The organism is Flavobacterium sp. ST-158 (genome assembly GCF_058309975.1).
Map to the genome: position 1 here is coordinate 868,630 of NZ_JBZEEN010000001.1, position 22,274 is coordinate 890,903.

Genomic DNA, 22,274 nt, shown 5'->3' on the forward strand with positions numbered 1-22,274 from the left:
CAAATACCTAATAGCATAAAATGGCAAAGCCACTTCAATTGAAGTGGCTTTGCTGCACCATTAAGTAGGGCTAAAGACTATCAAACTTTAACCTAAAGGAATTAGTTCCATCCTCCACCTAATGATTTGTACATATTTACCTTAGCGGATAATTGCTCTTGTTTGGTTTCCACCAATTGTAGTTTTGATTCCAAAGCATCACGTTGGGTTAGTAAAACTTCCATATAATCGGCTCTGGCCGCACTAAAAAGTTTATTGGTGATTTCAATAGAATTGGTCAAAGCTTCCACCTGATGTTCTTTTTGCTCGTAGCTTTTCTTTAGGTTTTCAATTTTTGACAAACCATTTAATACTTCGATATGAGCATTTAAAACCGTTTTTTCATAATCATAGACCGCTTGTAATTGCTTGTCGTTAGCATTGTAATACGTAGCTTTAATGGCATTTCTGTTAATTAAAGGCGCTACCATATCACCGGCTAAACCGTACAATAATGATTCAGGAGTAGAGGTAAGGTACTTGGTCTTGAACGATTCTAATCCAACACCAGCTCTTAACGTAAAAGACGGATAAAAATTTGCTTTGGCAACCTTTGTATCCAGCTTGGCTGCTTGCAATTCATATTCCGCTTGTCTAATGTCAGGACGATTAGTCAAGAGCTGAGAAGGAATACCTACATACATAGTATCTATTTTTTGATCAATAAAATGATCTGAATCTCGGTTAATGTGTTGCGGAGAACGACCTACTAAGAAATTCAATTTGTTTTCAGTTTCAACAATATCTTGTTTTACATTGTACAATTCGCTAGTGTTTTTGAACACTTCAGCTTCTAATCTTTGTACACCAAGAGCAGTTGCTTTAGCTGCTTGCATTTGTAAACGAATGGTTCTTAAACCGTTGTTTTGCAATTCTAAATTTTGAGTAAGAATAGCCAATTTATTGTCTAAGGCTTGCAATTCATAATAAGAATCGGCAATTTCAGCAATTAAACTCGTTACCATAAAGTTTTTACCTTCTACAGAAGAAAGGTATTCCATTACAGATGCTTTTTTAGCATTGCGAAGTTTTTTCCAAACATCCAGTTCCCAAGTAGCAAAGGCACCTACTTTGTAATTTTGTAGTGGTTCTGGCATTTCTTCACCTGGTCTAATATCAGTATTGGCATCGTTAGCACCTTGACTGGTATAACGACCTACTTTTTCTACTTCAGCAGCAGCTTGAAGACCTACAAATGGTAAGTATTCTCCTTTTCTGGCTTGAATTTCATTCTTAGCCATATCTACTTGTTGCAGCATGATATTCAACTCTTGATTGTTTACCAGAGCTGAGTCAATAAGTGCTGTTAGATTAGCATCGTTAAAGAATTCCTTCCATTTCATTTGGGCAGAATTAGTAGTATCATTCGAAACTACATTTTGAAATTGATCCGGTAAATCCTTTTTTTCATCACGAACAGTTTTTGTAGGCACACAGCTTTGCAAAACTATGGTGGATAAGGTCAGTGTTAACACTGACCTTATGTTTATTATTTTGAAAATTGGTTTATTCATTTTCTTCGTCTCTTTTCATTAGTTTTTTCAATTGTTTGTTCATTTCTTTTAGCCTTAATTTGAGTTTGCTTTCGCTCTCACTAGCTCTCATGAACTCTTCAGATACTGGTTCAAAAGTTTCGTCTTTTATCATACCACGACCATCGGCCATTTTAGCAAATACATAGTAAAGTCCTGGTATAATGATAACTCCAAAAAGAGTTCCTATTAACATTCCACCCATAGCAGAACCACCAATAGTTCTATTACCGATAGCACCAGCTCCTGAAGCAACTACTAATGGAATAAGACCAGCGATGAAGGCAAAAGAAGTCATCAAAATAGGTCGGAAACGCATTTTAGCACCTTCAATGGCAGCATCCATGATACTGGCGCCCTGCCTACGCTGTTGAACGGCGACTTCTACAATTAATACGGCATTTTTACCGAGTAATCCAACGAGCATGATAACCCCAATTTGGGCATAAACGTCATTAGAAAGTCCCATAAATTGTAATAAAGCGAAGGAACCAAATACCCCAACAGGTAAGGAAAGTAATACTGCAAAAGGCAATAAGAAACTTTCATATTGTGCTGCTAATACCAGGTATACGAAAATTAGTACTACCCCAAATACATATAAGGCATCATTTCCTCTGTTTGCTTCGTCATAGGATAATCCTTCCCAAGCAATGTCGTAGCCTCTAGGTAATTTTAGTTTGGCTACTTCTTTAATAGCATTAATGGCATCGGCACTAGTATATCCTTTAGCTGGTAATCCACGGATTGCTGCCGAATTGTACAAGTTGTATCTTGTAATCTCATTAGGTCCTAAGGTTTTTTCCATTTTCATAAAAGAAGAATAGGGAACCATTTCGCCAGCATCATTTTTTACATACAATTGCTCAATGTCGGTTGGTAATTTTCTGTATTCTGGAGCAGCTTGAGTATATACTTTAAAGAATCGTCCGTATTTGATAAAACCTTGCTCATATGTACTACCAATGAGGATATTTAAGTTTTCCATGGCATTACCAATAGAAACTCCTTTTTGCATGGCTGCTTTGTTATCGATATTTAATTTGTATTGCGGATAATTAGCAGAATAGAAAGTAAATACTCCTGTTAATTCTTTGCGTTTTTCTAATTCGGCAATGAAATCATTATTTACTTTTTGGAATTCTTGGTAATCTGTTCCATTCGTTTTATCTAATAAACGTAATGAGAAACCTCCTGAAGAACCAAATCCAGGTACTGCAGGTGGTTCGAAATATTCGATAACAGCCCCTAAATCTTTGGATTTTTCTTCTAATTCTTCCATGATTTCATGTACGTTTTTGCTTCTTTCCCCCCATGGTTTTAAGTTGATTAAACAAGTTCCTGCATTCGATCCACGACCTTCGGTCATAATTTCATAACCTGCAAGAGAGGAAACGGAAGCCACACCATCTACGTCTTCACAAATAGCTTGTAATTTCTTAGCTACGTCATTGGTACGCTCTAATGTTGCACCTGGAGGAGTTTGGATAATGGCATAAATCATTCCTTGATCCTCACTTGGAATAAATCCAGCTGGTAAGATTTTGTTGGTTACAAAAGTTCCAAAACAGAATATTAATAATATTCCAAATGTGATGACTCTTCGGTTAACAATGTATTTTAATATGTTTACATAGCGTCCTGTAAGTCTTTCAAAACCTCTGTTAAACCAGTCAATAAAGCGGTCAATAGGTGATTTTTTTCTACCTTCTCCGTGGTTGTTTTTCAACAACATGGCACAAAGAACCGGAGTCAATGTCAAGGCTACAATTGCAGAGATAATAATAGATCCCGCCATGGTAATAGAGAACTGTCTGTAGAAAACTCCAACAGGTCCTGTCATGAACGAAATAGGAATAAATACAGAAACCATTACCAGTGTAATTGCGATAATAGCTCCTCCAATTTCGCCTAATACTTCTTGAGAAGCTTTAAACGGTGTGAGGTGTTCTTCATGCATCTTCACATGGACAGCCTCGACGACTACAATCGCATTATCGACCACAATACCAATAGCTAATACTAATGCAAACAATGTAATAAGATTAATAGATAAACCAAACATTTGCATAATAAAGAACGAACCAATCAAAGAAACCGGAACGGCAATAATAGGGATAAGAGTTGAACGCCAGTCTCCTAAGAATAGGAATACCACAATGGCAACTAATATAAAGGCATCTCTAAGGGTATGTAATACTTGTTCAATAGAAGCATCTAAGAAGTTAGAAACATCATAACTAATTTTATAATCAATTCCAGGAGGAAGGTCTTTTTCTAATTCTTTAAGTTTTGATTTTACTTCTTTGATTACATCACTACCATTACTTCCAAAAGTTTGTTTTAATACAATTGAAGCAGATGGTTTTCCATCTAAGTTAGAGTAGATGTCGTAAAATTCACTACCTAGTTCCACATCGGCAACATCGCCCAGTTTAATTGCCTCCCCTTCAGAATTGGCACGAATAATTACGTTTTTGTATTCGTCAGGTTCACTAAATCTATCTCTGTAGGTTAATACATATTCAAGTGCTTGTGATTTTTTACCGGAACTTTGTCCAATTCGACCTGGTCTTGCAAGAATACTTTGTTCTTCCATGGCTTTCATTACTTCGTCTGCCGAAATTTTGTAAGCACGCATACGGTCTGGTTTCAACCAAATACGCATCGCATATTTACGGCTACCCAGAATTTGAGCACTGGCGATTCCTTTAACACGTTGGATTTCAGGAATCATCTTGGTATATGCATAGTTATAAAGGAATTTTTCATCCATTCCTTTGTTTTTACCATATAAGTTAACATACATCAACATACTAGGTTGTACCGGAGTAATGATTACCCCTTCACGTTGTACTAACTCAGGTAGCAAAGGCATAACTTGGTCAACCCTAGTTTTAACCCTGATTACCGCTACATTGGGGTCGGTTCCAGGTTCAAAAATAATACGTAAGGTTCCTTCCCCAGCACTGGTAGCATCAGAAGCTATATAACGCATTCCAGGAACACCATTGATGGCTGTTTCAATAGGAATTAAGGTTGATTTTACCAATACATCCGAACTAGATCCCGGATAGGCAATAAATATATTTACAGTAGTTGGTGCAATATCAGGGAATTGCGAAATAGGCAATTGATTGATGGCGAGTAACCCTGTAAATACAATAATGACCGAAATAACGATAGCTAAGACCGGTCTTTGAATAAACTTTTTAAACATTTTATTTAAATTTTAAGGGTTTTTATTCAGCGTAGACATCTAGATGAGATAATACATTTTGAGCATTTGCAACATTGTATTTAATTTTATCTTTGTCTTTAACCAATCGAATTCCATCCAATAAGATATGATCGTTTGTATCTAAGCCTTTTTTAATTACAAATAGGTTTTCTAATGATTCACCAATTGTAATTTCTCTTTGTTTTACTACACCGTTTTTATCAATTACAAATACATAACGTTTGTCTAATACTTCAAAAGTTGCTTTTTGAGGGATTAAAAGCGCTTGTTTTAATGGGATTGTCATTAAAACAGTACCTGTTTCACCGTGACGTAAAATTCCTTGTGGATTAGGGAAAGTTGCTCTAAAAGCAATGTTTCCAGTTTCATTGTCAAACTCCCCTTCAATGGTTTCTACAATTCCTTTTTGGTTAAATTTTTGATTATTAGCCATAAGTAATTCAACTTGCTGTTTTTTTCCATTATGCGTACTAAGAGCATAATTTAAGTATTCAGCTTCAGGAACGTTGAAATATACCCACATTTTACTGTTGTCTGATAACGTTGTAAGTAATTCGCCTTCATCTAACATACTTCCTTCTCTGGCCATTAAGTGGTCAATAACACCATCAAATGGAGCTTTGATACTTGTAAAGCCTAAATGTGTTTGTGCAAGGTTGATTTCAGCATTTGCTTTGTCAAATTTTGCTTTAGAAAGAGCCAATTCATTAGGAGATACTACTTTGCTATCGGCCAGAAGTTTTGTGTTTTGGTATTCTATTGAAGCGGCATTACCTTCTGCTTTTGCTTTTTGTAATTCTGCTTGGTAAATGTTAGGCATAATTTGGAACATTGCCTGTCCTTTTCTAACCTTTTGTCCTTCGTCAACGCTTATTTTTTGAAGGTATCCTTTTTCCATAGCTCTTAACTCGATATGGCGAATGGAGTGGATTTGGCATACATATTCTTTAACAATTGAGGTGTCCATAGCAACTGGATTTGTAACTTGGAATGTCCTCTCTTCCTTCTTTTCTTCTTTGTGTGAATTACAACCAATGGTGCATAGCCCAGCTATAAGACCAATTAAAATTGAGATCTTTTTCATGATAATTTGTGTTTTAACGATAAGGTGTTTGTGATAATATTTGAGTTGTGGAAAAATATACAACAACAGCGATGCACTCTATTTGCCTATTGCTTTAGAAAAAGCAGCTAAGAATACAGTGTAAATGAGCAACATAGAGTTGCTTAAAGAAGTAAAATCAAATTCGGAAAACCTCAAAAATAAGGTATAGTGAATGGTATGAAGGTAAATGAAAAATCTCTTTGCTGATTGCTAAAGAGTTGTTTGTGTAATAAGACGAAAAATTGGAAGGTTGCGGTTTGAAGAAAGAAACATAAGAATTTGTTTTCTCCAGCATCTTTTTGGATGCCAAGAATTCAGAATCTTCTTCTTCATTGTCAACGGTTAGTTCTCTTTTTTTATAGATTTCAAGAACTGGATTGTCAGCATTGGTTTGTTCTAAAAACAAATGTTCTAATCCTATTTTGCCTGTTTTTTCCTTTGGTGTAATGCTAACTATTGTAGTCGTAGAATGAGACGCTGTTAAAGTTGTGGCAAATACAGGATTCTTGCCAATTAACAGCAATAGACATAAAGGGATGATATGTTTTAATGCTTTTCTCATTAATGCTGCAAATCTATATTTTGTAACTTATACTAGCAAGTTTTAGTTAATAAATATTTGTTAATAATGATGAAACCACTAAAAAACCTGTTAAAAAACATTTTTTGTTGTGATAAAACCAGTGTTTATGTTAAAACACAAGAAAAACCTCTCTTGCTATCTTTCGCCTTCCCATTCGGCATAAAATTGTGCTAAGAAGTTTTCTATATAGCGATGTCTTTGTAGAGCAATTTTTTTAGCCGATTTGGTATTCATTTTGTCCTTTTATTAGAATTACGACAATTAAACATGAGTAATGTATCTAAAAAATAATATATTTACGAAAAATCTAACAAATGAAATTAACTGGACAAGAATTGTATAATAAATTAGTTCACGAATATAAAATTATTGGAGAGAAGGGAGTTATCAATTTTTCATTAAAAGATCTGACTATTTCTGTTGAAACTAAAGATACAGTTGGTAATTTATTACAGGAATGGTTGAAAGCATGGATGATAAAAGAAAAGGTTGAATTTGAAGAAAATGCTAATTCTCAGGTTTTTCCAGATTTTCATTTAGATAAACACGATAAGAAAATAGACTTACTTGAAGTGAAAACTTTTGATTGGGACAGAGGGCCTGGCTTTGATTTGGCTAATTTTGATTCTTACTGTAATTCTTTATTAACTTCTGCATATCGAATAGATTCTGATTATTTGATTTTTGCCTATCAAATGAAAGGTAGTGAAATTACAATCAAAAATGTTTGGATAAAAAAAATTTGGGAGTTAGCGTGTCCAAGCGGTACTTATCCTCTCAAAGTTCAAGAAAAGAAAAGTGTTATTTATAATATTAGACCTTCTACTTGGTATTCTGAAAGAACAAAATTTAAGCCATTTACTTGTAAAGAAGAATTTCTTTCAGCTCTTAATGAAACCCGTTATCAATATCCACAAACAAGGCATACTAATGGACATTGGTTGAAAAATGTTTTAAAAAATTACGAAGAACATACGGGTGTTAAATTACAGGTTCGCTAATGTAAACTTCGGCTAATTTACTAGCTACAAACTCTACCACAGGGACTGCAACTGTATTGCCTAACAAATCAAAGGCATCGTATTCTTTTGTAGGGATTTCGTACCATTCAGGATAACCGAATAACCGTAAGCCTTCACGAATAGTTAATCTTCGTAAACCATTTTTATCAGGAACAGCAAGTCTTGAAACATCAGTTGCTACAAGCGTTGGTGCAATATCTTTTGGGTCAAGTATTTTATTAATTTCAAAGCTTAATTTTCCAGTTACTATGTTGTAGCCTTTAGGTTTCGTTTCATCATATTCACGGGATGTTACAATTCCGTTTGATGTTTGGATTTTAATTAATTTTTTTGGGTGTTCTAATTTTAAATATCCTTTTTTAGTCAAATCATCTAAAAGAGATTTTAAATCCTCTTTTGGTATATAAATAAACGTATTGATTTGTTCCAAAGTAAGTGGCATTCCGTCCATCCAATCAATGCCTATTTCTTCTGCCCATTGTTTTTTTCTTCTTTGTTTGAACAATTGGTTTAAAATTTCTGATTGTTGTCTAGTTACACTGCCTTTTATTTCTATATCCCAGCTGTGGATATTATTTTTACCGCCTCGTTTGTCTTTTATTGATTTGCCGTATAGATCTTCAAATTTAAAATGAGACAATAGTTTATTGGTAAATTCTGATTGTAATGTAGGTAATCCTTTTTCTAAAATACTTTCTAAAGAATTAAATTTTGGTTCAACACCGTTCAAATTAATCTTAAGATCTTTTGTACCAACTATAAAAATTCTTTTTCTTGATTGAGGTAAGCCAAACTCTAAACTATCAAAAACTTTCCAGCTCACTTTATAGTCCAAATCTTTTTCCAGTGTATGTAAGATAGTTTTTAATGTTCTTCCTATTTCTTCATTCTTGTTTTCTAAATCGTGTTTTACTAACCCCTCTACATTTTCAAGGATAAAACCATAAGGTTTTTTATCTCTAATAATTCTTTCAATTTCAAAAAATAAAGTACCTCTTGTGTCCAGAAAACCTTGGCGTTTGCCACTAGCACTAAAAGGCTGACAAGGAAAACCACCTAATAGAAAATCAAAATCTGGAATAAATTCATTGCGAATTTCAAAAATATCACCTGCCAAAAAATCTTGTTCAAAATTATGCTTCAATGTTTTTACTGCATATGGTTTTATTTCCGAAGTCATTACACATTCTGTATCAATGCCAACATTTTTAAAAGCCTGTTCAAAACCTAATCTAATGCCTCCAAGACCTGCAAAAAGGTCTATGAATTTTACAGTATTTTTCATTTTACTCTTTTTTTATAAGATTCATTTGGTTCTGCAACCATCAGCAACTGATTTTCGTAATCCTCAAGTTCAATTTTATGACAGCCAATAACGGATAAACATTGTAATAAAAATATAGCACTAAAGCTACCACGACTAATTTTACTGTCTATACTTGCTTTGGTTTCCTCTATGCCAATTTTATTTAGCATAAGCGCTAAATCTAAATTAGACACACCACGTCTGACTAATTCTGATTTTAACAACCGTTTTGCTTTATTATCCCAGTTTGACATAACAAATAAAATTATTTTCAAATATCAATAAAAATTATCATATATGCAAATATAACAACAAAAATAAAAATACAACTGTCTATTTTTCGCCTTCCCATTCGGCATAAAATTGTGCTAAGAAGTTTTCCATATAACGATGTCTTTGTAGAGCAATCTTTTTAGCCGATTTGGTATTCATTTTGTCTTTAAGCAATAATAGCTTTTCGTAGAAATGATTAATAGTAGGAGCTTGACTTTTTTTATATTCTTCAATGCTCATATTAGTATTTGGAGCAATTTCAGGATTGTAGAGTGCTCTATTTTTAAAACCACCATAATTGAATGCACGTGCAATTCCAATGGCTCCAATAGCATCTAAACGATCGGCGTCTTGAACGATGTCTAATTCAATTGATTTGAATCTTTTTTCAAAATTACCTCCTTTAAAGGAAATGTTTTCAATAATGTTGATGATGTGGTTGATGATATCTTCTGCAACATTTTGAGATTCTAAGAATGTTCTAGCTACTTTAGGGCCTACGGATTCATCGCCTCCATGAAATTTACTATCTGCAATGTCATGAAGCAAAGCGCCTAATTGGATTATTTGTAAATCGCAATTTTCTTCTTTTGCAATCAAAAGGGCATTTTTATAGACTCTTTCTATGTGAAACCAATCGTGTCCACCTTCGGCATTTTCTAATTGTTGTTTGACAAAAAGGATAGTATTGTTTATTAAATCAGGCGTGTTCATATTTGAAATTTGGCTATAAAAAAACTGATTTTTAAAGTCTAAACCTCAAAAATCAGTTATTCAATGTTTATTTATTAGTTCTAACAAAAATCAATCTGAATTCTGTTTTCTAAAATCTACAATCTCGCAGGTTCTACCCATTTAAAGATATGAGATTCTTTAGGGATTACAATTCTTTCAGAAATCTTAGCCATTCTAGCAGGTAATTTCATCAAATAATCACGAGCTTTTTCGGCTTCGTCAGTAAGTCCTACAATTTTATCAATTTCCCATTTGTCAATTAATTTTTGCATGATTTCAACATAATCTTGGGCAGTATACACACCAATACGTTGTGCTGAATCAGAAAATAATTCAAATGCAGAGCTAATTTTTGCTCCTGATTCTCTCAAAAAATGGGCAGGCATTACAATTTTAGCCTTCATCATATATTGAAAAGCAAGCATCATTTCGCTAGGATCTACTTTGAAAATTTCGCTTACAAAATGGCTGTAAGCATGATGGTGACGCATTTCATCTCCAGCAATCATTTTACACATTTTAGACAATTTCTTGTCGCCATAGCTTTTGGCTAACTGTGAAACTCTATTGTGCGAAACATAAGTGGCTAACTCTTGAAAACTAGTGTAAACAAAGTTTTTATAAGGATCTCTTCCGGTACCAATATCGAATCCGTCATTAATAAGATGCTGCGTAGTCATTTCAATTTCGCGCATGTTTACACGACCTGATAAATACAAATATTTGTTTAATAAATCTCCATGACGATTTTCTTCTCCTGTCCATTGACGTACCCAGGCAGACCAACCGTTTCTTTCTTCATTATCAACTCCTTCTACTTCCATCAACCAGTTTTCGTATGTAGGTAGTGCTTCTTCGGTAATCATATCACCCACCATTGCTACCCAAAAATCATAAGGTAAATCCTTTGAGATTTCGCGTAACTCCTTTACTTCTTCTAAGAAATTATCTCCTTCAGAATTTGGTAAAAAATCAGATGGCTGCCATATCTGTTCCACAGGAATCAAATACTGATCCATATAGCCAGTCACGTTTTTTTCCAAAAACTGCATAACTTCTAATCGAATGTTTTTTATAGACATTTTATATATTTTAAAATTTTATTCCTTTTACTACTGCATTTTCCGTTTTCTCCATTAATTCAGGAAAATTATAATCACTCACTTTTAGTGGATTATGAACTACAAAGGTAAGATGATTTCCTAAACCTACTGGAAAAAAACCATATTTTACCATTTTCCAAGAATTATTGATACTTATAGGAACAATATATGCCGAAGGTGCATTTTTACACAATATTTTTAAGCCTGTTTGCGCAAATTCTTTAGGTTTTCCTGTTTTACTTCGAGTTCCTTCTGGAAAAATTACTGCCGAACGGTTATTGGTTTCAATGTATTCGGATAATTTTTTTATTGCAGGGATGGCCTGTTTAGGGTCTTTTCGGTCAATTAATGCTCCACCACCGTGTCTAAGATTGAAAGAAACACTTGGAATGCCTTTGCCTAATTCTTTCTTACTTACAAATTTACAATGAAATTTGCGCAAATACCAAATCATAGCAACAATATCATACATACTTTGATGATTGGCAACAAAAATCAAAGGAGCCCCCTCGGGTATTAGTGCTCTATTTTCAAATTTATATGTTGTTCCTACTAAGTTAGTACATTTTAGCAAAAAAAAGTTCAAATAATCAACACTTTTTTTATGAGCCTCATAACCAAAAATGTTTAGACAAATCCATTGGATAGGATGGAAAATGACTAAAGTAAGTCCAAAACACAAATAATAAATAATCGATATAGGATACGAAATAAGTTTTTGCATTTTAAAAAAAATTAGCTGCAAAAGTAGTAAATAATTTTTTAGCCGTATTTAATTCCTAAATAATAATAGGTTTGACGTTAAATTGTACCTTTGTGGTCTTAAAATAATGTATTTTCCCTATAAAATGAGCTTTAACTATCCCAAAAACGAAAAACTTAAAAGTAAAATTAGTATTGGATTGTTGTTCTCCGAAGGAAAATCAGTTTCCAAATATCCGTTGCGTTTGGTTTATCATTCTGGTTCTTTGAATGAAAATGAGAAAATTAAAATGGGAGTTTCTGTTTCTAAAAAAAACTTCAAAAAAGCAGTAGATAGAAATCGTTTCAAGCGTATTCTTCGAGAAACCTATAGACTTAATAAACATATTCTTCTGGATAATTTAGATAAGCCTTATGCGTTTATGTTTTTTTATCAAACCAAAGAACGTTTGACTTACGAAGAAATTAATACGAAGACCATTCAATTGTTTGAGAAATTTGTGGCTCAGATAAATAATCAGGGATAATTTCCATCCAAAATATTTAAATCAGAGTTTGTAAAAAAAATTGTAGTTTTAACTATAAAAATATTCTTTATATGAAATCTATTATTCTGTTTTTATTAATTCTATTCTCCTTTTCAAATTGTAAAAAACAAGAAAATTTTGAAGATACAGTTTCGGCGGTTGCGTTACCTTCAAAACAAGTTGATCAGGTTAAGTTTGTTAAACCTGTTGTTGCTAATGCAAAAGAGGTTATTGAAGAAGTAGAACAAAAAATTATTAAAGAGGGTAATCTTCGTTTTGAAACTACTGACTTAAGTGCTACTTATGCTCAAATACAAGCTGCACTAAAAAGTTATAAAGCAACAATACAAAATGATACTGAAGGAAAAAATTATGGAACAATTTTTAGAAAATTAATTATTCGAGTACCTAACCAGAATTTTGATCTGTTTATAAAAGATATTTCAAAAGGAGTTACTTATTTTGACAACAAAGAAATAACTGCTGAAGATGTAACGGCAGAATATATTGATATTGACGCCCGTTTAAATGCTAAAAAGATGCTTGAAAATCGTTATATAGAACTGCTTAAAAAAGCTAACAAGGTTTCTGAGATGTTAGAGATTGAAGCGCAATTATCAGCAATTCGGGAAGAGATTGAAGCTAAGCAAGGGCAATTGAATTATTTGCAAAATAGAGTTTCTTTCAGTACCATTACGGTTGAGTTTTATAAAAATGTAGCTCCTGGTAGTGGGGCAACAGTTTCATACGGAACAAAAATTTGGAATGCATTTAAATCTGGATTTAACAGTTTTTCAAGTTTTTTTGTGGGCTTAATAAGTGTTTGGCCATTTTTAATTATCTTAGGTGGTTTAGGGTATTTTATTAAAAAACGATTTAAGAAAAAAACAATTTAAGATGATAAATCTTGTAAAGAAAAAATACATTATTCCTGTAATCGCTTCGGCTTTTATTTTTATTGGTTCAAGTTTTAAAGATGACTTTTTTGAAATTGCTAAGCAAATCGAAATTTTCACTACGCTGTTCAAAGAGTTGAATACAAACTATGTAGATGAAACAAATCCTGGTGAGTTGATGGATAGTGCTATCAAAGGAATGTTGGCTAGTTTAGACCCTTATACAGTGTTTTTTAATGAGCAGGATGTGTTGAAATTTAAAATCAACAATACGGGCGAATATACTGGAATAGGTGCTTTAATTACTCAAAAATCAGGTAAATTAATTTTAAGAGAAGTCTTTAAAGATTTTCCTGCCGATAAAGCCGGATTCAAACCAGGGGATGAAATTGTCCAAATAGGCGATGTGGTAATGGCTGATTTTAAAGACGATGCTTCTCAGTTGTTAAAAGGAGCTAAGAACACAAAAATTGATATTCGATACATTCGTCAAGGAAAAACCAATTCGACTCAAATTATCTTGGATGAGGTTGCCATTAAATCAGTTCCGTTCTTTTCTAAAATTGATGATAAAACCGGTTATATTGTGCTAAGTAGATTTAACACAAAAGCATCAAACGAAACCAAAGAAGCTTTATTGGAATTAAAAAAACAAGGCGCACAACAAATTGTTCTGGATTTGAGAAATAATCCCGGCGGACTTTTAAGTGAGGCTATTAATATTTGTAATTTATTTGTTCCCAAAAACGAAGTAATTGTAACCACAAAATCCATTAACGAAAAACACAACAATACTTATAAAACTTCTTTTGATCCCGTTGATTTAGATATTCCACTTGTGATTATTGTCAATGATAGAAGCGCATCGGCATCCGAAATTGTTTCGGGAGCTTTACAAGATTTGGATCGGGCAGTTGTTGTAGGAAGTAGAAGTTTTGGGAAAGGTTTGGTCCAAAAACCAATTGATTTAACCTATAATACCCAATTGAAAGTAACTATTTCCAGGTATTTTACACCATCTGGAAGATGTATTCAAGCCTTGGATTATGCGCATAAAGACAAAAATGGTTTGGCCGTTCGTACCAAAGAAGCTAATTATAACTCGTTTAAAACCCGTAAAGGTAGAACAGTGTATGATGGTGGCGGAATTTTGCCCGATGTACAAATGCCCGAATCCAAAACGAGTGTAATTGCAAATGCATTGCTTAAAAACGATGGTATTTTTAATTATGCAACCGCTTATTATTATAAAAATCCAAACTTAGGAAATCAAATACCAAATTTTACCAATGCTGATTTTCAGGACTTCAAACAATTTTTAAAAAGTCAAAAAATCACTTTTGATACTGAAACCGAAGAAGCTTTGAAAAATACTTTGGCTATAGCCAAAAAAGAAGCTATTGATGGGGCTATTTTGAACGAGTACAAGCAATTGTTGGCTGTGGTTCAAAAAAGTGAAGAAACGCTATTGGATTCCAATCAGGAAGAAATCAAAAATCTGATTTTGGAAGAAATTATTAAGCGCTATCAATATCAGGAAGGTTTTTATGCCTATTATATGAAAACCAATTCTGAAATTAAAAAAGCGATTGCTATTTTAAACGATACAGCTACTTATAAAAGTATTTTAAAAATCTAATGGCAAAATCCGTTCTATTAATATTTTTTATTGCTTTTGGGGCAATTCATGCTCAAGAAAAGAAAATTGGAACGGTTTATTTTGATTTTGACAAATACAGTATTGATGCAATTCAGGAACAAATGATTGTTGATTTTGTTCGGGAAATAGATACTACACAGCTCGAATCGATTCAGATTTATGGCTATTGTGATGATAGAGGGAATAATGATTACAATTTAAAATTATCCGAAAATAGAGTAAATACAGTTAAAAGTATTCTAGTTGCTAATGGATTTAATAAGAACAAAATTGTTATTGTTGAAGGTAAAGGACGTGTGCTTATTGATGCCTATTCTGGAGGAAGTTTAGCCGATATTCGATCTAAAAACAGACGGGTTGATATGTTAGTTGTTAAGAAAAACAGTTTTGGAAAAGGTATTTATAATTCATTTCAAGATCATCATGAAGTAGGAGACCGTATTTTTCTGGAAAATATTTTTTTTGAATTAGGAAGTAGTATTCTCACTGTCAGTTCTCAAAAAGAATTGAACAGAATTGCCAAGATACTTCAAGAGAACAAGGGTGTAGAATTTGAAATCCGTGGTCATGTTTGCTGTACGCCAAAATATTACAAAGATGCTATAGATCGGGCAACTAAAGAAAGGAAATTGTCTTTAAATCGTGCTAAAAATGTTTTTAAATATTTGATTTCTAGAAATGTGAGCAGTTTAAGAATGAGTGTTAAAGGCTTAGGAAATCAGTTTCCATCGGGTAAAGGTGATGAATACGATAGAAGAGTTGAGTTTTTAATTACTAAAAATTAGTTTCTACCGTTAAACAATGCCATAATCTTGGATTTTTCTTTTGGCGTTTGTTTTTTGTCTATTTTAATCGATTTTATGATGGCTTCTAGCTCTAACATTAAATCTCTTTTTTCTTTTGAAGGAGAGTAGCAAAATCCTTCTAAAACAAGCAGGCGGTCGTTTTCTTTGTCTACAATGGTATAATTGATAAATGGACCGGACATAAAATCATTTTTTAGTTCCCAGGTTCCTTTAGTTTCATAAGCCCTTTTGTGGTTAAGTACAACATTAGAAAAATAAGGTGCGTAAGCTTCTTCGGTAATCATATCAGTATTTAATTCCTTACCATGGATGTATAATTTTCCGATGGAATCCCTCATTCGGATAATATTAGTCACTTTGTTTAGTTTTCTTTCTGTGGTACTCATTGGTACTTGGTAAATCAAAATGCTATTGTTTCCGCTTATAATTTCCTTTTTGAACCAAGCAAAACCTCCTTTGTGAACCATCAATTGGTAATCAGAAGGCATTTCTAATGAGATATTAAAGCTGTCTTTGAAAAATTTTGGTGTTAAAAGTGATTTTCTATTAATCCGTTGCGATTCTTCAATTTCTGTTTGATGGATGGTTTGGATAATTTCTGTAGCATTTTTTTGAATCAAACAAAGAATATCATCGGCCACTTTACCTGAAATATGAAATACATTTTGCGGAGAAGCATATTGGTTTTTTACAATTTTGAAGTTCTCTTTGCCGTCTTTTTTAATCACAATAATGTTACGACTATCGGTCATAAAACCTTCCATCAATTTTACAGGATATTGGTTGATGGTAAACAGAGGTTCTTCTTGTGGAAGACCGATTACGGGTGAAGCAAATTTATTTCGAATACTATCGCCAATTTCACCATTCCACAGCAAATCGTCTATAATAACAGAGATGTTATTGACTTTTCCAGTAGTTTTTCTAGTATTTGTATCTTCCTGTTTGCAGGAAAAGAAAAAAATGGAAATGAAAAGCAATATAAAATGGAATTTATTCATTTTGTATGTATTGTAACTGCAATTGAATTTTAAATAACAATTAGTATTTTGTTAGCTGTTTTGATTACTCAGCTAATATCGTTCCAATTTTTTTTAAAACAGAATAAAAGTAATATAAAATCTTTGTGTAAATAAAAGGGCTTTATTTTAATTACAAAATAAAGCCCTTTTTTGTGTTGTATGAATTTTAAGAATTAACTTCTTATTTTTAATTTCATTCCTGGTTTAATGTCTTCGTTACTAATGTTATTCCATTTTTTTATATCAGAAACAGTAACGCCAGAATATTTTTTGGCAATACTAAACAATGAATCTCCTTTTTTTACCAAGTAGTCGTGTTGTGTATTAGCATCTGTTTTAGGTTTCTTAAAAGAGGCTGCAGTGGCATTAGAAGTAGGAATGGCGATTTCGTTTTTAGCTACAATTAATGTTTTTCCTAATGCAATATTGTTGTCTTTTAAGCTGTTCCACTCTTTTAAATCGGCAATAGCAGTACCAAATTTTTTAGCAATATTCCCTAGGTTATCTCCTTTTTGAACTGTGTATTCAACGTTTTTTAATTCAACAACTGGAGCCGCAACAATTGCTTCTTTAGTTTCGATTTCTTTTTCAGCTACTTGTAAGTTCATTCCAGCCTGAATGATATTTCCAGAAAGTTTGTTCCATTCTTTAATTTGTGCAACAGTTACGTTATTGTCTTCGGCAATACTGTTTAGGTTATCACCTTTTTGAACAATGTAGGTCTTGTTGTTGGTAATTAAAGTGTCTGTTTTAACTTCTTTTTTAATTTTTTCGGTTTTGTTTGTTTTAGTTTCAACTGCAGCAATTGTATTATTGTTTTCGGTTGAAATGATGGTTAAAACTTTACCGTAAGAAATGGAATTGCTTTTAAGTTTATTCCATTTTTTTAAGTCATTAATATCAACATTGTATTTGTTGGCAATAACGCTTAAGTTATCGCCCTGTTTTACTTTGTAATATTGGGTTGTACTTCCAATAGGATATGTTGGTTTTTCGACAGCTGCAATTGGAGTGCTAGTTACATTTCTAAACGGATTGGTGTTTTTTTGATCTAATTCGCGCTGCACATAAGCATAAATCTTATCTTCATTAGAAACAAAAACGCCAATTTTGTCTTTTGGTAATCGCAAATAATGATTTTGGTCATTATAATATGGGATTACATTGAGTTTGTAGGATGGATTAAGCAATTGTAATTGAGAAACAGGTACATCCAATAAGTCAGAGATTTGCTTAAATGATAGTTGTTTTTTTATCATTACTGTGTCAGTGGCAAAGCGTTGTACGATGGTCTTGTTTGGTCGAATACCATGTTCATTATGATATTCGTACAAATACATAGTAGCTAAAAAAGCAGGAACATAACCCTGAGTTTCTCTTGGGAGATTTTGTTTAATGCTCCAAAAATTTTGTTTTCCTCCAGATCTTCGGATGGCTTTAGCAACGTTTCCTGGTCCTGAATTGTAAGAGGCTAAAACTAATTCCCAATCGCCAAAAATAGCATACATATTCGACATGTATTGGGCTGCTGCTTCGGTAGCTTTTAATGGATCGCTACGTTCGTCAATATAAGAATCAATTTTTAGATTGTATTGTTTTCCGGTTTGATACATAAATTGCCAAAGTCCGGTAGCACCTACTCTGGAAACTGCTTTAGGGTTTAAAGCTGATTCAACAATGGCTAAGTATTTAATTTCTAAAGGAACGTTTTCTTTGGCAAATGTTTCTTCAAACATTGGAAAGTAATAATCCGAAATGGCCATTAAGCGCTCAAAAGATTTTTTTCTATTTTTTAAAAACGATTTAATGATGTTTTCCAGTCCTTGGTTGTATTGAATGTTAAATGGAGATTTAGCATTCATGGCTTCCAATCTGGATTTTAATAATTCGGTAGGTAATTCATAATCTACTTTTTCATCGGTATTAATACTTTCTATATCCTTGCTAAGATCATTGTAGATATCTAAGTCAGTCAATTCTTTGGTCCACAAACTATCAACACAACTTGCCATGTTATCATTAACAAAGCTCCGTTTTATAGAGTCCAGATAAGAAAGCTTAGTTTCCATAACAGCAATTCCCTTGCTTTCGGCAATTTCTTGCGAGAACAGGGGAATTGTTAGTAATAGAAAACACGATAAAGTGATTTTTTTTATATTCATATTTTTATTGTCAACGGGCTTAATTTTAAACGATTACGATTTCGTAATGCAAACTTAATAGGTTACAACTAAAAAAATCAATAAATATTGTTAAAGTTGTGATATTTAGTCTAGTATAGCTGCGATTCCAGGTAAAGTTCTTCCTTCAAGCATTTCAAGCATTGCTCCACCACCAGTTGAAACATAACTCATTTTGTCTTCAAAACCGAATTGTTTTACTGCCGCAACCGAATCTCCACCACCTACAAGTGAGAAAGTTCCATTAGCTGTAGCCGCTGCAATGTAGTTTCCTAAAGCTATAGTTCCTTTAGCAAAAGTTTCCATTTCAAAAACGCCTAATGGACCATTCCAAAGAATTGTTTTTGAAGCCATAATCACTTTTTCGAAAGCTTCTAATGATTTTGGACCGGCATCCATACCTTCCCAACCATCAGGAATATTTGTTACATCAACCACTTGTGTATTTGCATTGTTAGAAAAATCATCTCCTGCAACTACATCCACTGGAATGTGAATCTGAACTCCTTTTTCTTTAGCTAATCTTAAAATTTCAAGAGCTAATTCTTGTTTGTCATCTTCGCAAATTGAATTTCCAATTTTTCCTCCTTGTGCTTTTACGAAAGTAAAAGTCATTCCACCACCAATAATCATGTGGTCTACTTTGTCAAGGATGTTTTCGATAACTGTAATTTTAGAAGATACTTTAGAACCTCCAAGGATAGCAGTTACTGGTTTTTCGCTGTCTTTTAATACTTTATTGATGCTTTCAATTTCTTTAGCTAATAATGCTCCGAAGCATTTTGCTGTTGGGAAAAATTGTGCGATAATTGTAGTGGAAGCGTGAGCTCTGTGCGCTGTTCCAAAAGCGTCGTTTACATAAATATCTCCTAATGAAGCTAATTCTTTTGCAAAAGCAACATCTCCAGCTTCTTCTTCAGCATGAAAACGTAAATTTTCTAATAATAAAACTTCACCAGCTTTTAAGTCATTTGCAGCTTGCTGAGCTACTTCGCCTATGCAGTTTGAAGCAAATTTTACTGGAACTCCAAGGATATCTGTAGCCGTTTTTAAGATGTGTTTTAATGAATATTTATCTTCAACTCCTTTTGGACGACCTAAATGAGACATTAAGATTACGCTTCCGCCATCGGCAAGGATTTTAGAGATAGTAGGTTTTGCAGCTTCGATACGAGTAACGTCAGTTACATTAAAATTTTCGTCCAAAGGCACATTGAAATCAACACGGATAATTGCTTTTTTATTTTTAAAATCAAAATCGTTTAGAGTCTTCATTAAGTATAATTTTAGTTTATTTTTTTGAAAGTGAAACAAATATAGAAATTTTCTAGTACTAATAAATTTCAATAATTCAAAAAATTCAATTTATTGCAACGAAAACGATGTAAACTCACAAATAATTTGATTTATGTTCCTTGTTTTAAAAAAAAGCTTATAAAAGTTAAATTTTGTCTTCTCTGAAAAATGTCTTTAAAAACCAATTTTTAATCTTTCAGATAGTAGACTGATAAATTAGCCTGAGAAGGAATCATAAAAGTTTCAAATTCGTTGCTGTCGTCAGTATTTTTAGAAAGTAAAAAATGATTATCCACCATTCCTAAGTAAGTGAGCAGGGGCGAATAGAATGTAATACCTATTTTGTGTTTTTTTATATCTGTGATATCGGTATTTATGATGTCTAAGCGATAATTTATGAATGGAAAATAACTATTACCAAGTGCATCGGTTACACGATGAAAATTCCCTTTGAGTTGTTGCACATAATTTGCGGCAGCAATACCTGTGAGGTAATGAAGTTTTTCAGCTTTTTCATTTTCAGCTAATAATTCTCTAAAAGTTTTTAAGGGGTTTTCTTTAGAATTGAATTGTTGATGTTGCAGCAAATATTCCTGAAAAGTATCTTCTAAAACATATTTGTCCCAAAGAAATGTTGAATTGCTGTCGATTACGAGACGGTAAGCTAATTGTATTTTGGATTTGTAATTCATACTAATGGAATTTCGATGAGTAAAAGCATAGCGTTTTCCGATAAGGCTTCCCATTCTACCCAGTCAATGTTAGTTATGCTTAAGGAGTCGCCAGTTTCCAGCAATCGGTTTTCAAATTCAAAGGCGCCTTGGATGATATAGGTAAATATGCCATTTTGCTTGCTTTTTAAATGATAGGCTGCTTCTTTTCGACCATCAAAATTTCCAATGTAAATAGAAGTGATTTTGTTGTCCAAAATTAATTTTAGTTTGTTTTTTTCTTGAAAATCAAATAATAATAATTGGTTATTAAGGTTGTTTTTTTCTGCTTTAAAACCAATAGTTAAGTAACTTATGTTTTTTTCAAAAGGATTTGATATTTGAACTGAAGTTCTTTTTTTACAAACTAGTTGTTTCAATTTTTGAGTAAGAATCAGCTTCTTTTCTAATTCGTCTTCAAGATGAAGACCACCGTAAAGCGGTAAAATATAGTATAAACAATCGGCATGAATTACCATTGATGTTCTGTGATTTGGTGCTAGTATCTGATAATTAAAAAGGAATAATCCCCCAAAACCTCTTTTAGTTTCTTCCTGATAATTATCTAAATCAAACGTTGACCAACAATGATAACCCATTGATTGCCGTTTTGTTCTTTTATCTGCAAGATAAATTTGAGCTGAATTTTGCTTTATCATCTCTTGATGTTTAATGTTAACCAGCTACGTTTATTGTGTGTGTTAGTATAAATCCAGTAGCAACGCTTCCAGTTACTGTAGACATTTCGGTACTTACACCATCTGAAAAAACATTATCATTTGCATTATAGGTGTAACCGCTCATTCCTTTAGTATAGCCATTGGTTGTAGAAGCATTTACTAATACAACAGCACTTCCTGAACCTTCCGGGAAAGCAATTTGAGTTACTAATAGTGAAGTACCGGAAGCATTGTAAATATGTACGTGAATATGTGTTGCTCTTCCGCTGTACCAACCAGGGAAAATAGATGTGAAACTCACTAATCCATTAGCATTTGTAGTTTGTCTTCCTCTTAAAAAATGAACAGAAGTAAAATCAGCTGATTGCATTCCTGTTCCTCCATATTCAGAGTAATAACCATCCTTGTCACAATGCCATATGTCTACCAGAGCACCTTGTAGAGCAGCGCAACTGGCATTTTTATTCTGAATAGTGATGTTTATAGTCAAAGGAACTCCTGTGCGGTCACTTGTAATGTCTGATTTTACCAATGTTGAAGGGCTTTTTGTAGGAAACGGACCTGCTGTTTCGGTAGCTGTTACTGTACAACTAGAAGAACTGGAAGAGCCACCTGTGTCAGTAGCTTCAGTAGTATCGGTTGTACTTGAATCTGTAGTAGAATCATCATCGCCGCCACATGAACTTAATATAGGCATTGCTACTGTACCTAATCCTACTAATCCTAATCTTTTTAAAAATTTTTTTCTTTCCATGATAAACACTTTTATAAGTTGCTGATATAAAGGTATTTTAATTCATTTTATTGAAAAAAATAATGAGGTTACCACGTAGATTGTTGCGGTAAATGGCTAATG

Annotated in this window: 20 protein-coding genes; 5 read left to right on the top strand and 15 right to left on the bottom strand. The window is 33.0% G+C overall.

The features are described from left to right. Positions 1-101: 101 nt before the first annotated feature. From AC4FRF_RS03735 to AC4FRF_RS03750, 4 genes are all read right to left on the bottom strand, one after another. A complete protein-coding gene (locus tag AC4FRF_RS03735; protein ID WP_491158114.1) occupies positions 102-1,553 on the bottom strand; it encodes a TolC family protein in 1,452 nt (483 codons plus the stop codon). Then, entirely contained in the window at positions 1,546-4,791 is a 3,246-nt protein-coding gene (locus AC4FRF_RS03740; RefSeq protein ID WP_491158115.1) for an efflux RND transporter permease subunit, read from the bottom strand. The genes AC4FRF_RS03735 and AC4FRF_RS03740 overlap by 8 nt, the downstream gene beginning before the upstream one ends. A gap of 22 nt (positions 4,792-4,813) precedes the next feature. Continuing rightward, entirely contained in the window at positions 4,814-5,896 is a 1,083-nt protein-coding gene (locus tag AC4FRF_RS03745; protein WP_491158116.1) for an efflux RND transporter periplasmic adaptor subunit, read from the bottom strand. A 157-nt stretch (positions 5,897-6,053) separates the two neighbouring features. Then, positions 6,054-6,479 carry a hypothetical protein gene (locus tag AC4FRF_RS03750; RefSeq protein WP_491158117.1) on the bottom strand — a complete coding sequence of 142 codons (426 nt, stop codon included), beginning with the start codon at positions 6,477-6,479 and terminating at the stop codon, positions 6,054-6,056. A 335-nt stretch (positions 6,480-6,814) separates the two neighbouring features. On the opposite strand from AC4FRF_RS03750, the gene AC4FRF_RS03755 reads away from it, so the two are divergent. Next, positions 6,815-7,501, top strand: coding sequence for an NgoBV family restriction endonuclease (locus AC4FRF_RS03755; RefSeq protein ID WP_491158118.1), 687 nt, complete (start codon positions 6,815-6,817; stop codon positions 7,499-7,501). On the opposite strand, the gene dcm is transcribed toward AC4FRF_RS03755, so the two are convergent. The 5 genes from dcm to AC4FRF_RS03780 all read right to left on the bottom strand — a co-directional run bounded on the left by dcm (position 7,482) and on the right by AC4FRF_RS03780 (position 11,663). Beyond that, positions 7,482-8,807 carry a DNA (cytosine-5-)-methyltransferase gene (gene dcm / locus AC4FRF_RS03760; RefSeq protein WP_491158119.1) on the bottom strand — a complete coding sequence of 442 codons (1,326 nt, stop codon included), beginning with the start codon at positions 8,805-8,807 and terminating at the stop codon, positions 7,482-7,484. The two genes, AC4FRF_RS03755 and dcm, sit on opposite strands and share 20 nt — an antisense overlap. Next, positions 8,804-9,082 carry a DUF6471 domain-containing protein gene (locus AC4FRF_RS03765; protein ID WP_491158120.1) on the bottom strand — a complete coding sequence of 93 codons (279 nt, stop codon included), beginning with the start codon at positions 9,080-9,082 and terminating at the stop codon, positions 8,804-8,806. The genes dcm and AC4FRF_RS03765 overlap by 4 nt, the downstream gene beginning before the upstream one ends. Before the next feature lie 79 nt (positions 9,083-9,161). Further along, positions 9,162-9,815, bottom strand: a complete 654-nt coding sequence (locus AC4FRF_RS03770) for an HD domain-containing protein (protein WP_491158121.1) — start codon at positions 9,813-9,815, stop codon at positions 9,162-9,164. A gap of 116 nt (positions 9,816-9,931) precedes the next feature. Continuing rightward, complete coding sequence (locus AC4FRF_RS03775; protein ID WP_491158122.1) at positions 9,932-10,918, bottom strand: acyl-ACP desaturase; 987 nt, start codon at positions 10,916-10,918, stop codon at positions 9,932-9,934. Positions 10,919-10,928: 10 nt separating this feature from the next. Continuing rightward, on the bottom strand, positions 10,929-11,663 hold the full coding sequence (locus AC4FRF_RS03780) for a lysophospholipid acyltransferase family protein (RefSeq protein ID WP_491158123.1): 735 nt from the start codon (positions 11,661-11,663) through the stop codon (positions 10,929-10,931). A gap of 124 nt (positions 11,664-11,787) precedes the next feature. On the opposite strand from AC4FRF_RS03780, the gene rnpA reads away from it, so the two are divergent. The 4 genes from rnpA (at position 11,788) to AC4FRF_RS03800 (ending at position 15,509) form a co-directional block, all read left to right on the top strand. Next, positions 11,788-12,168 carry a ribonuclease P protein component gene (gene rnpA, locus AC4FRF_RS03785; RefSeq protein WP_491158124.1) on the top strand — a complete coding sequence of 127 codons (381 nt, stop codon included), beginning with the start codon at positions 11,788-11,790 and terminating at the stop codon, positions 12,166-12,168. A 71-nt stretch (positions 12,169-12,239) separates the two neighbouring features. Then, positions 12,240-13,064: a DUF4349 domain-containing protein gene (locus AC4FRF_RS03790; protein WP_491158125.1), complete on the top strand. Its 825-nt coding sequence runs from the start codon at positions 12,240-12,242 to the stop codon at positions 13,062-13,064. Position 13,065: 1 nt separating this feature from the next. After that, positions 13,066-14,703 carry a S41 family peptidase gene (locus tag AC4FRF_RS03795; protein WP_491158126.1) on the top strand — a complete coding sequence of 546 codons (1,638 nt, stop codon included), beginning with the start codon at positions 13,066-13,068 and terminating at the stop codon, positions 14,701-14,703. Further along, the gene (locus AC4FRF_RS03800) at positions 14,703-15,509 is read left to right on the top strand and encodes an OmpA family protein (protein ID WP_491158127.1); all 807 of its coding nucleotides are present in this window, start codon (positions 14,703-14,705) and stop codon (positions 15,507-15,509) included. Before AC4FRF_RS03795 ends, AC4FRF_RS03800 begins: the two co-directional genes overlap by 1 nt. Here the strand turns inward: AC4FRF_RS03800 and AC4FRF_RS03805 are convergent. The 6 genes from AC4FRF_RS03805 to AC4FRF_RS03830 all read right to left on the bottom strand — a co-directional run bounded on the left by AC4FRF_RS03805 (position 15,506) and on the right by AC4FRF_RS03830 (position 22,172). Then, positions 15,506-16,531: a DUF4837 family protein gene (locus tag AC4FRF_RS03805; protein WP_491158128.1), complete on the bottom strand. Its 1,026-nt coding sequence runs from the start codon at positions 16,529-16,531 to the stop codon at positions 15,506-15,508. The two genes, AC4FRF_RS03800 and AC4FRF_RS03805, sit on opposite strands and share 4 nt — an antisense overlap. Before the next feature lie 194 nt (positions 16,532-16,725). Beyond that, positions 16,726-18,714 (bottom strand): LysM peptidoglycan-binding domain-containing protein, encoded by a 1,989-nt coding sequence (locus AC4FRF_RS03810; protein ID WP_491158129.1) that lies wholly within the window; start codon positions 18,712-18,714, stop codon positions 16,726-16,728. A 105-nt stretch (positions 18,715-18,819) separates the two neighbouring features. Continuing rightward, entirely contained in the window at positions 18,820-20,007 is a 1,188-nt protein-coding gene (locus tag AC4FRF_RS03815) for a phosphoglycerate kinase (RefSeq protein ID WP_491158130.1), read from the bottom strand. A 209-nt stretch (positions 20,008-20,216) separates the two neighbouring features. Beyond that, the gene (locus tag AC4FRF_RS03820; protein ID WP_491158131.1) at positions 20,217-20,720 is read right to left on the bottom strand and encodes a hypothetical protein; all 504 of its coding nucleotides are present in this window, start codon (positions 20,718-20,720) and stop codon (positions 20,217-20,219) included. Further along, positions 20,717-21,397 carry a pirin family protein gene (locus tag AC4FRF_RS03825; protein WP_491158132.1) on the bottom strand — a complete coding sequence of 227 codons (681 nt, stop codon included), beginning with the start codon at positions 21,395-21,397 and terminating at the stop codon, positions 20,717-20,719. The genes AC4FRF_RS03820 and AC4FRF_RS03825 overlap by 4 nt, the downstream gene beginning before the upstream one ends. A gap of 16 nt (positions 21,398-21,413) precedes the next feature. Then, a complete protein-coding gene (locus AC4FRF_RS03830) occupies positions 21,414-22,172 on the bottom strand; it encodes a dioxygenase family protein (RefSeq protein WP_491158133.1) in 759 nt (252 codons plus the stop codon). Between the last annotated feature and the right edge of the window lie 102 nt (positions 22,173-22,274).

Bases quoted from the DNA above. Each gene is read 5' to 3' on its own strand.
- dcm (WP_491158119.1), bottom strand. From the start codon at position 8,807: ATGAAAAATACTGTAAAATTCATAGACCTTTTTGCAGGTCTTGGAGGC.
- AC4FRF_RS03825 (WP_491158132.1), bottom strand. From the start codon at position 21,397: ATGATAAAGCAAAATTCAGCTCAAATTTATCTTGCAGATAAAAGAACA.
- AC4FRF_RS03740 (WP_491158115.1), bottom strand. From the start codon at position 4,791: ATGTTTAAAAAGTTTATTCAAAGACCGGTCTTAGCTATCGTTATTTCG.
- AC4FRF_RS03745 (WP_491158116.1), bottom strand. From the start codon at position 5,896: ATGAAAAAGATCTCAATTTTAATTGGTCTTATAGCTGGGCTATGCACC.
- AC4FRF_RS03775 (WP_491158122.1), bottom strand. From the start codon at position 10,918: ATGTCTATAAAAAACATTCGATTAGAAGTTATGCAGTTTTTGGAAAAA.
- AC4FRF_RS03830 (WP_491158133.1), bottom strand. From the start codon at position 22,172: ATGGAAAGAAAAAAATTTTTAAAAAGATTAGGATTAGTAGGATTAGGT.
- rnpA (WP_491158124.1), top strand. From the start codon at position 11,788: ATGAGCTTTAACTATCCCAAAAACGAAAAACTTAAAAGTAAAATTAGT.
- AC4FRF_RS03820 (WP_491158131.1), bottom strand. From the start codon at position 20,720: ATGAATTACAAATCCAAAATACAATTAGCTTACCGTCTCGTAATCGAC.
- AC4FRF_RS03810 (WP_491158129.1), bottom strand. From the start codon at position 18,714: ATGAATATAAAAAAAATCACTTTATCGTGTTTTCTATTACTAACAATT.
- AC4FRF_RS03795 (WP_491158126.1), top strand. From the start codon at position 13,066: ATGATAAATCTTGTAAAGAAAAAATACATTATTCCTGTAATCGCTTCG.
- AC4FRF_RS03800 (WP_491158127.1), top strand. From the start codon at position 14,703: ATGGCAAAATCCGTTCTATTAATATTTTTTATTGCTTTTGGGGCAATT.
- AC4FRF_RS03750 (WP_491158117.1), bottom strand. From the start codon at position 6,479: ATGAGAAAAGCATTAAAACATATCATCCCTTTATGTCTATTGCTGTTA.
- AC4FRF_RS03790 (WP_491158125.1), top strand. From the start codon at position 12,240: ATGAAATCTATTATTCTGTTTTTATTAATTCTATTCTCCTTTTCAAAT.
- AC4FRF_RS03770 (WP_491158121.1), bottom strand. From the start codon at position 9,815: ATGAACACGCCTGATTTAATAAACAATACTATCCTTTTTGTCAAACAA.
- AC4FRF_RS03805 (WP_491158128.1), bottom strand. From the start codon at position 16,531: ATGAATAAATTCCATTTTATATTGCTTTTCATTTCCATTTTTTTCTTT.
- AC4FRF_RS03765 (WP_491158120.1), bottom strand. From the start codon at position 9,082: ATGTCAAACTGGGATAATAAAGCAAAACGGTTGTTAAAATCAGAATTA.
- AC4FRF_RS03755 (WP_491158118.1), top strand. From the start codon at position 6,815: ATGAAATTAACTGGACAAGAATTGTATAATAAATTAGTTCACGAATAT.
- AC4FRF_RS03780 (WP_491158123.1), bottom strand. From the start codon at position 11,663: ATGCAAAAACTTATTTCGTATCCTATATCGATTATTTATTATTTGTGT.
- AC4FRF_RS03815 (WP_491158130.1), bottom strand. From the start codon at position 20,007: ATGAAGACTCTAAACGATTTTGATTTTAAAAATAAAAAAGCAATTATC.
- AC4FRF_RS03735 (WP_491158114.1), bottom strand. From the start codon at position 1,553: ATGAATAAACCAATTTTCAAAATAATAAACATAAGGTCAGTGTTAACA.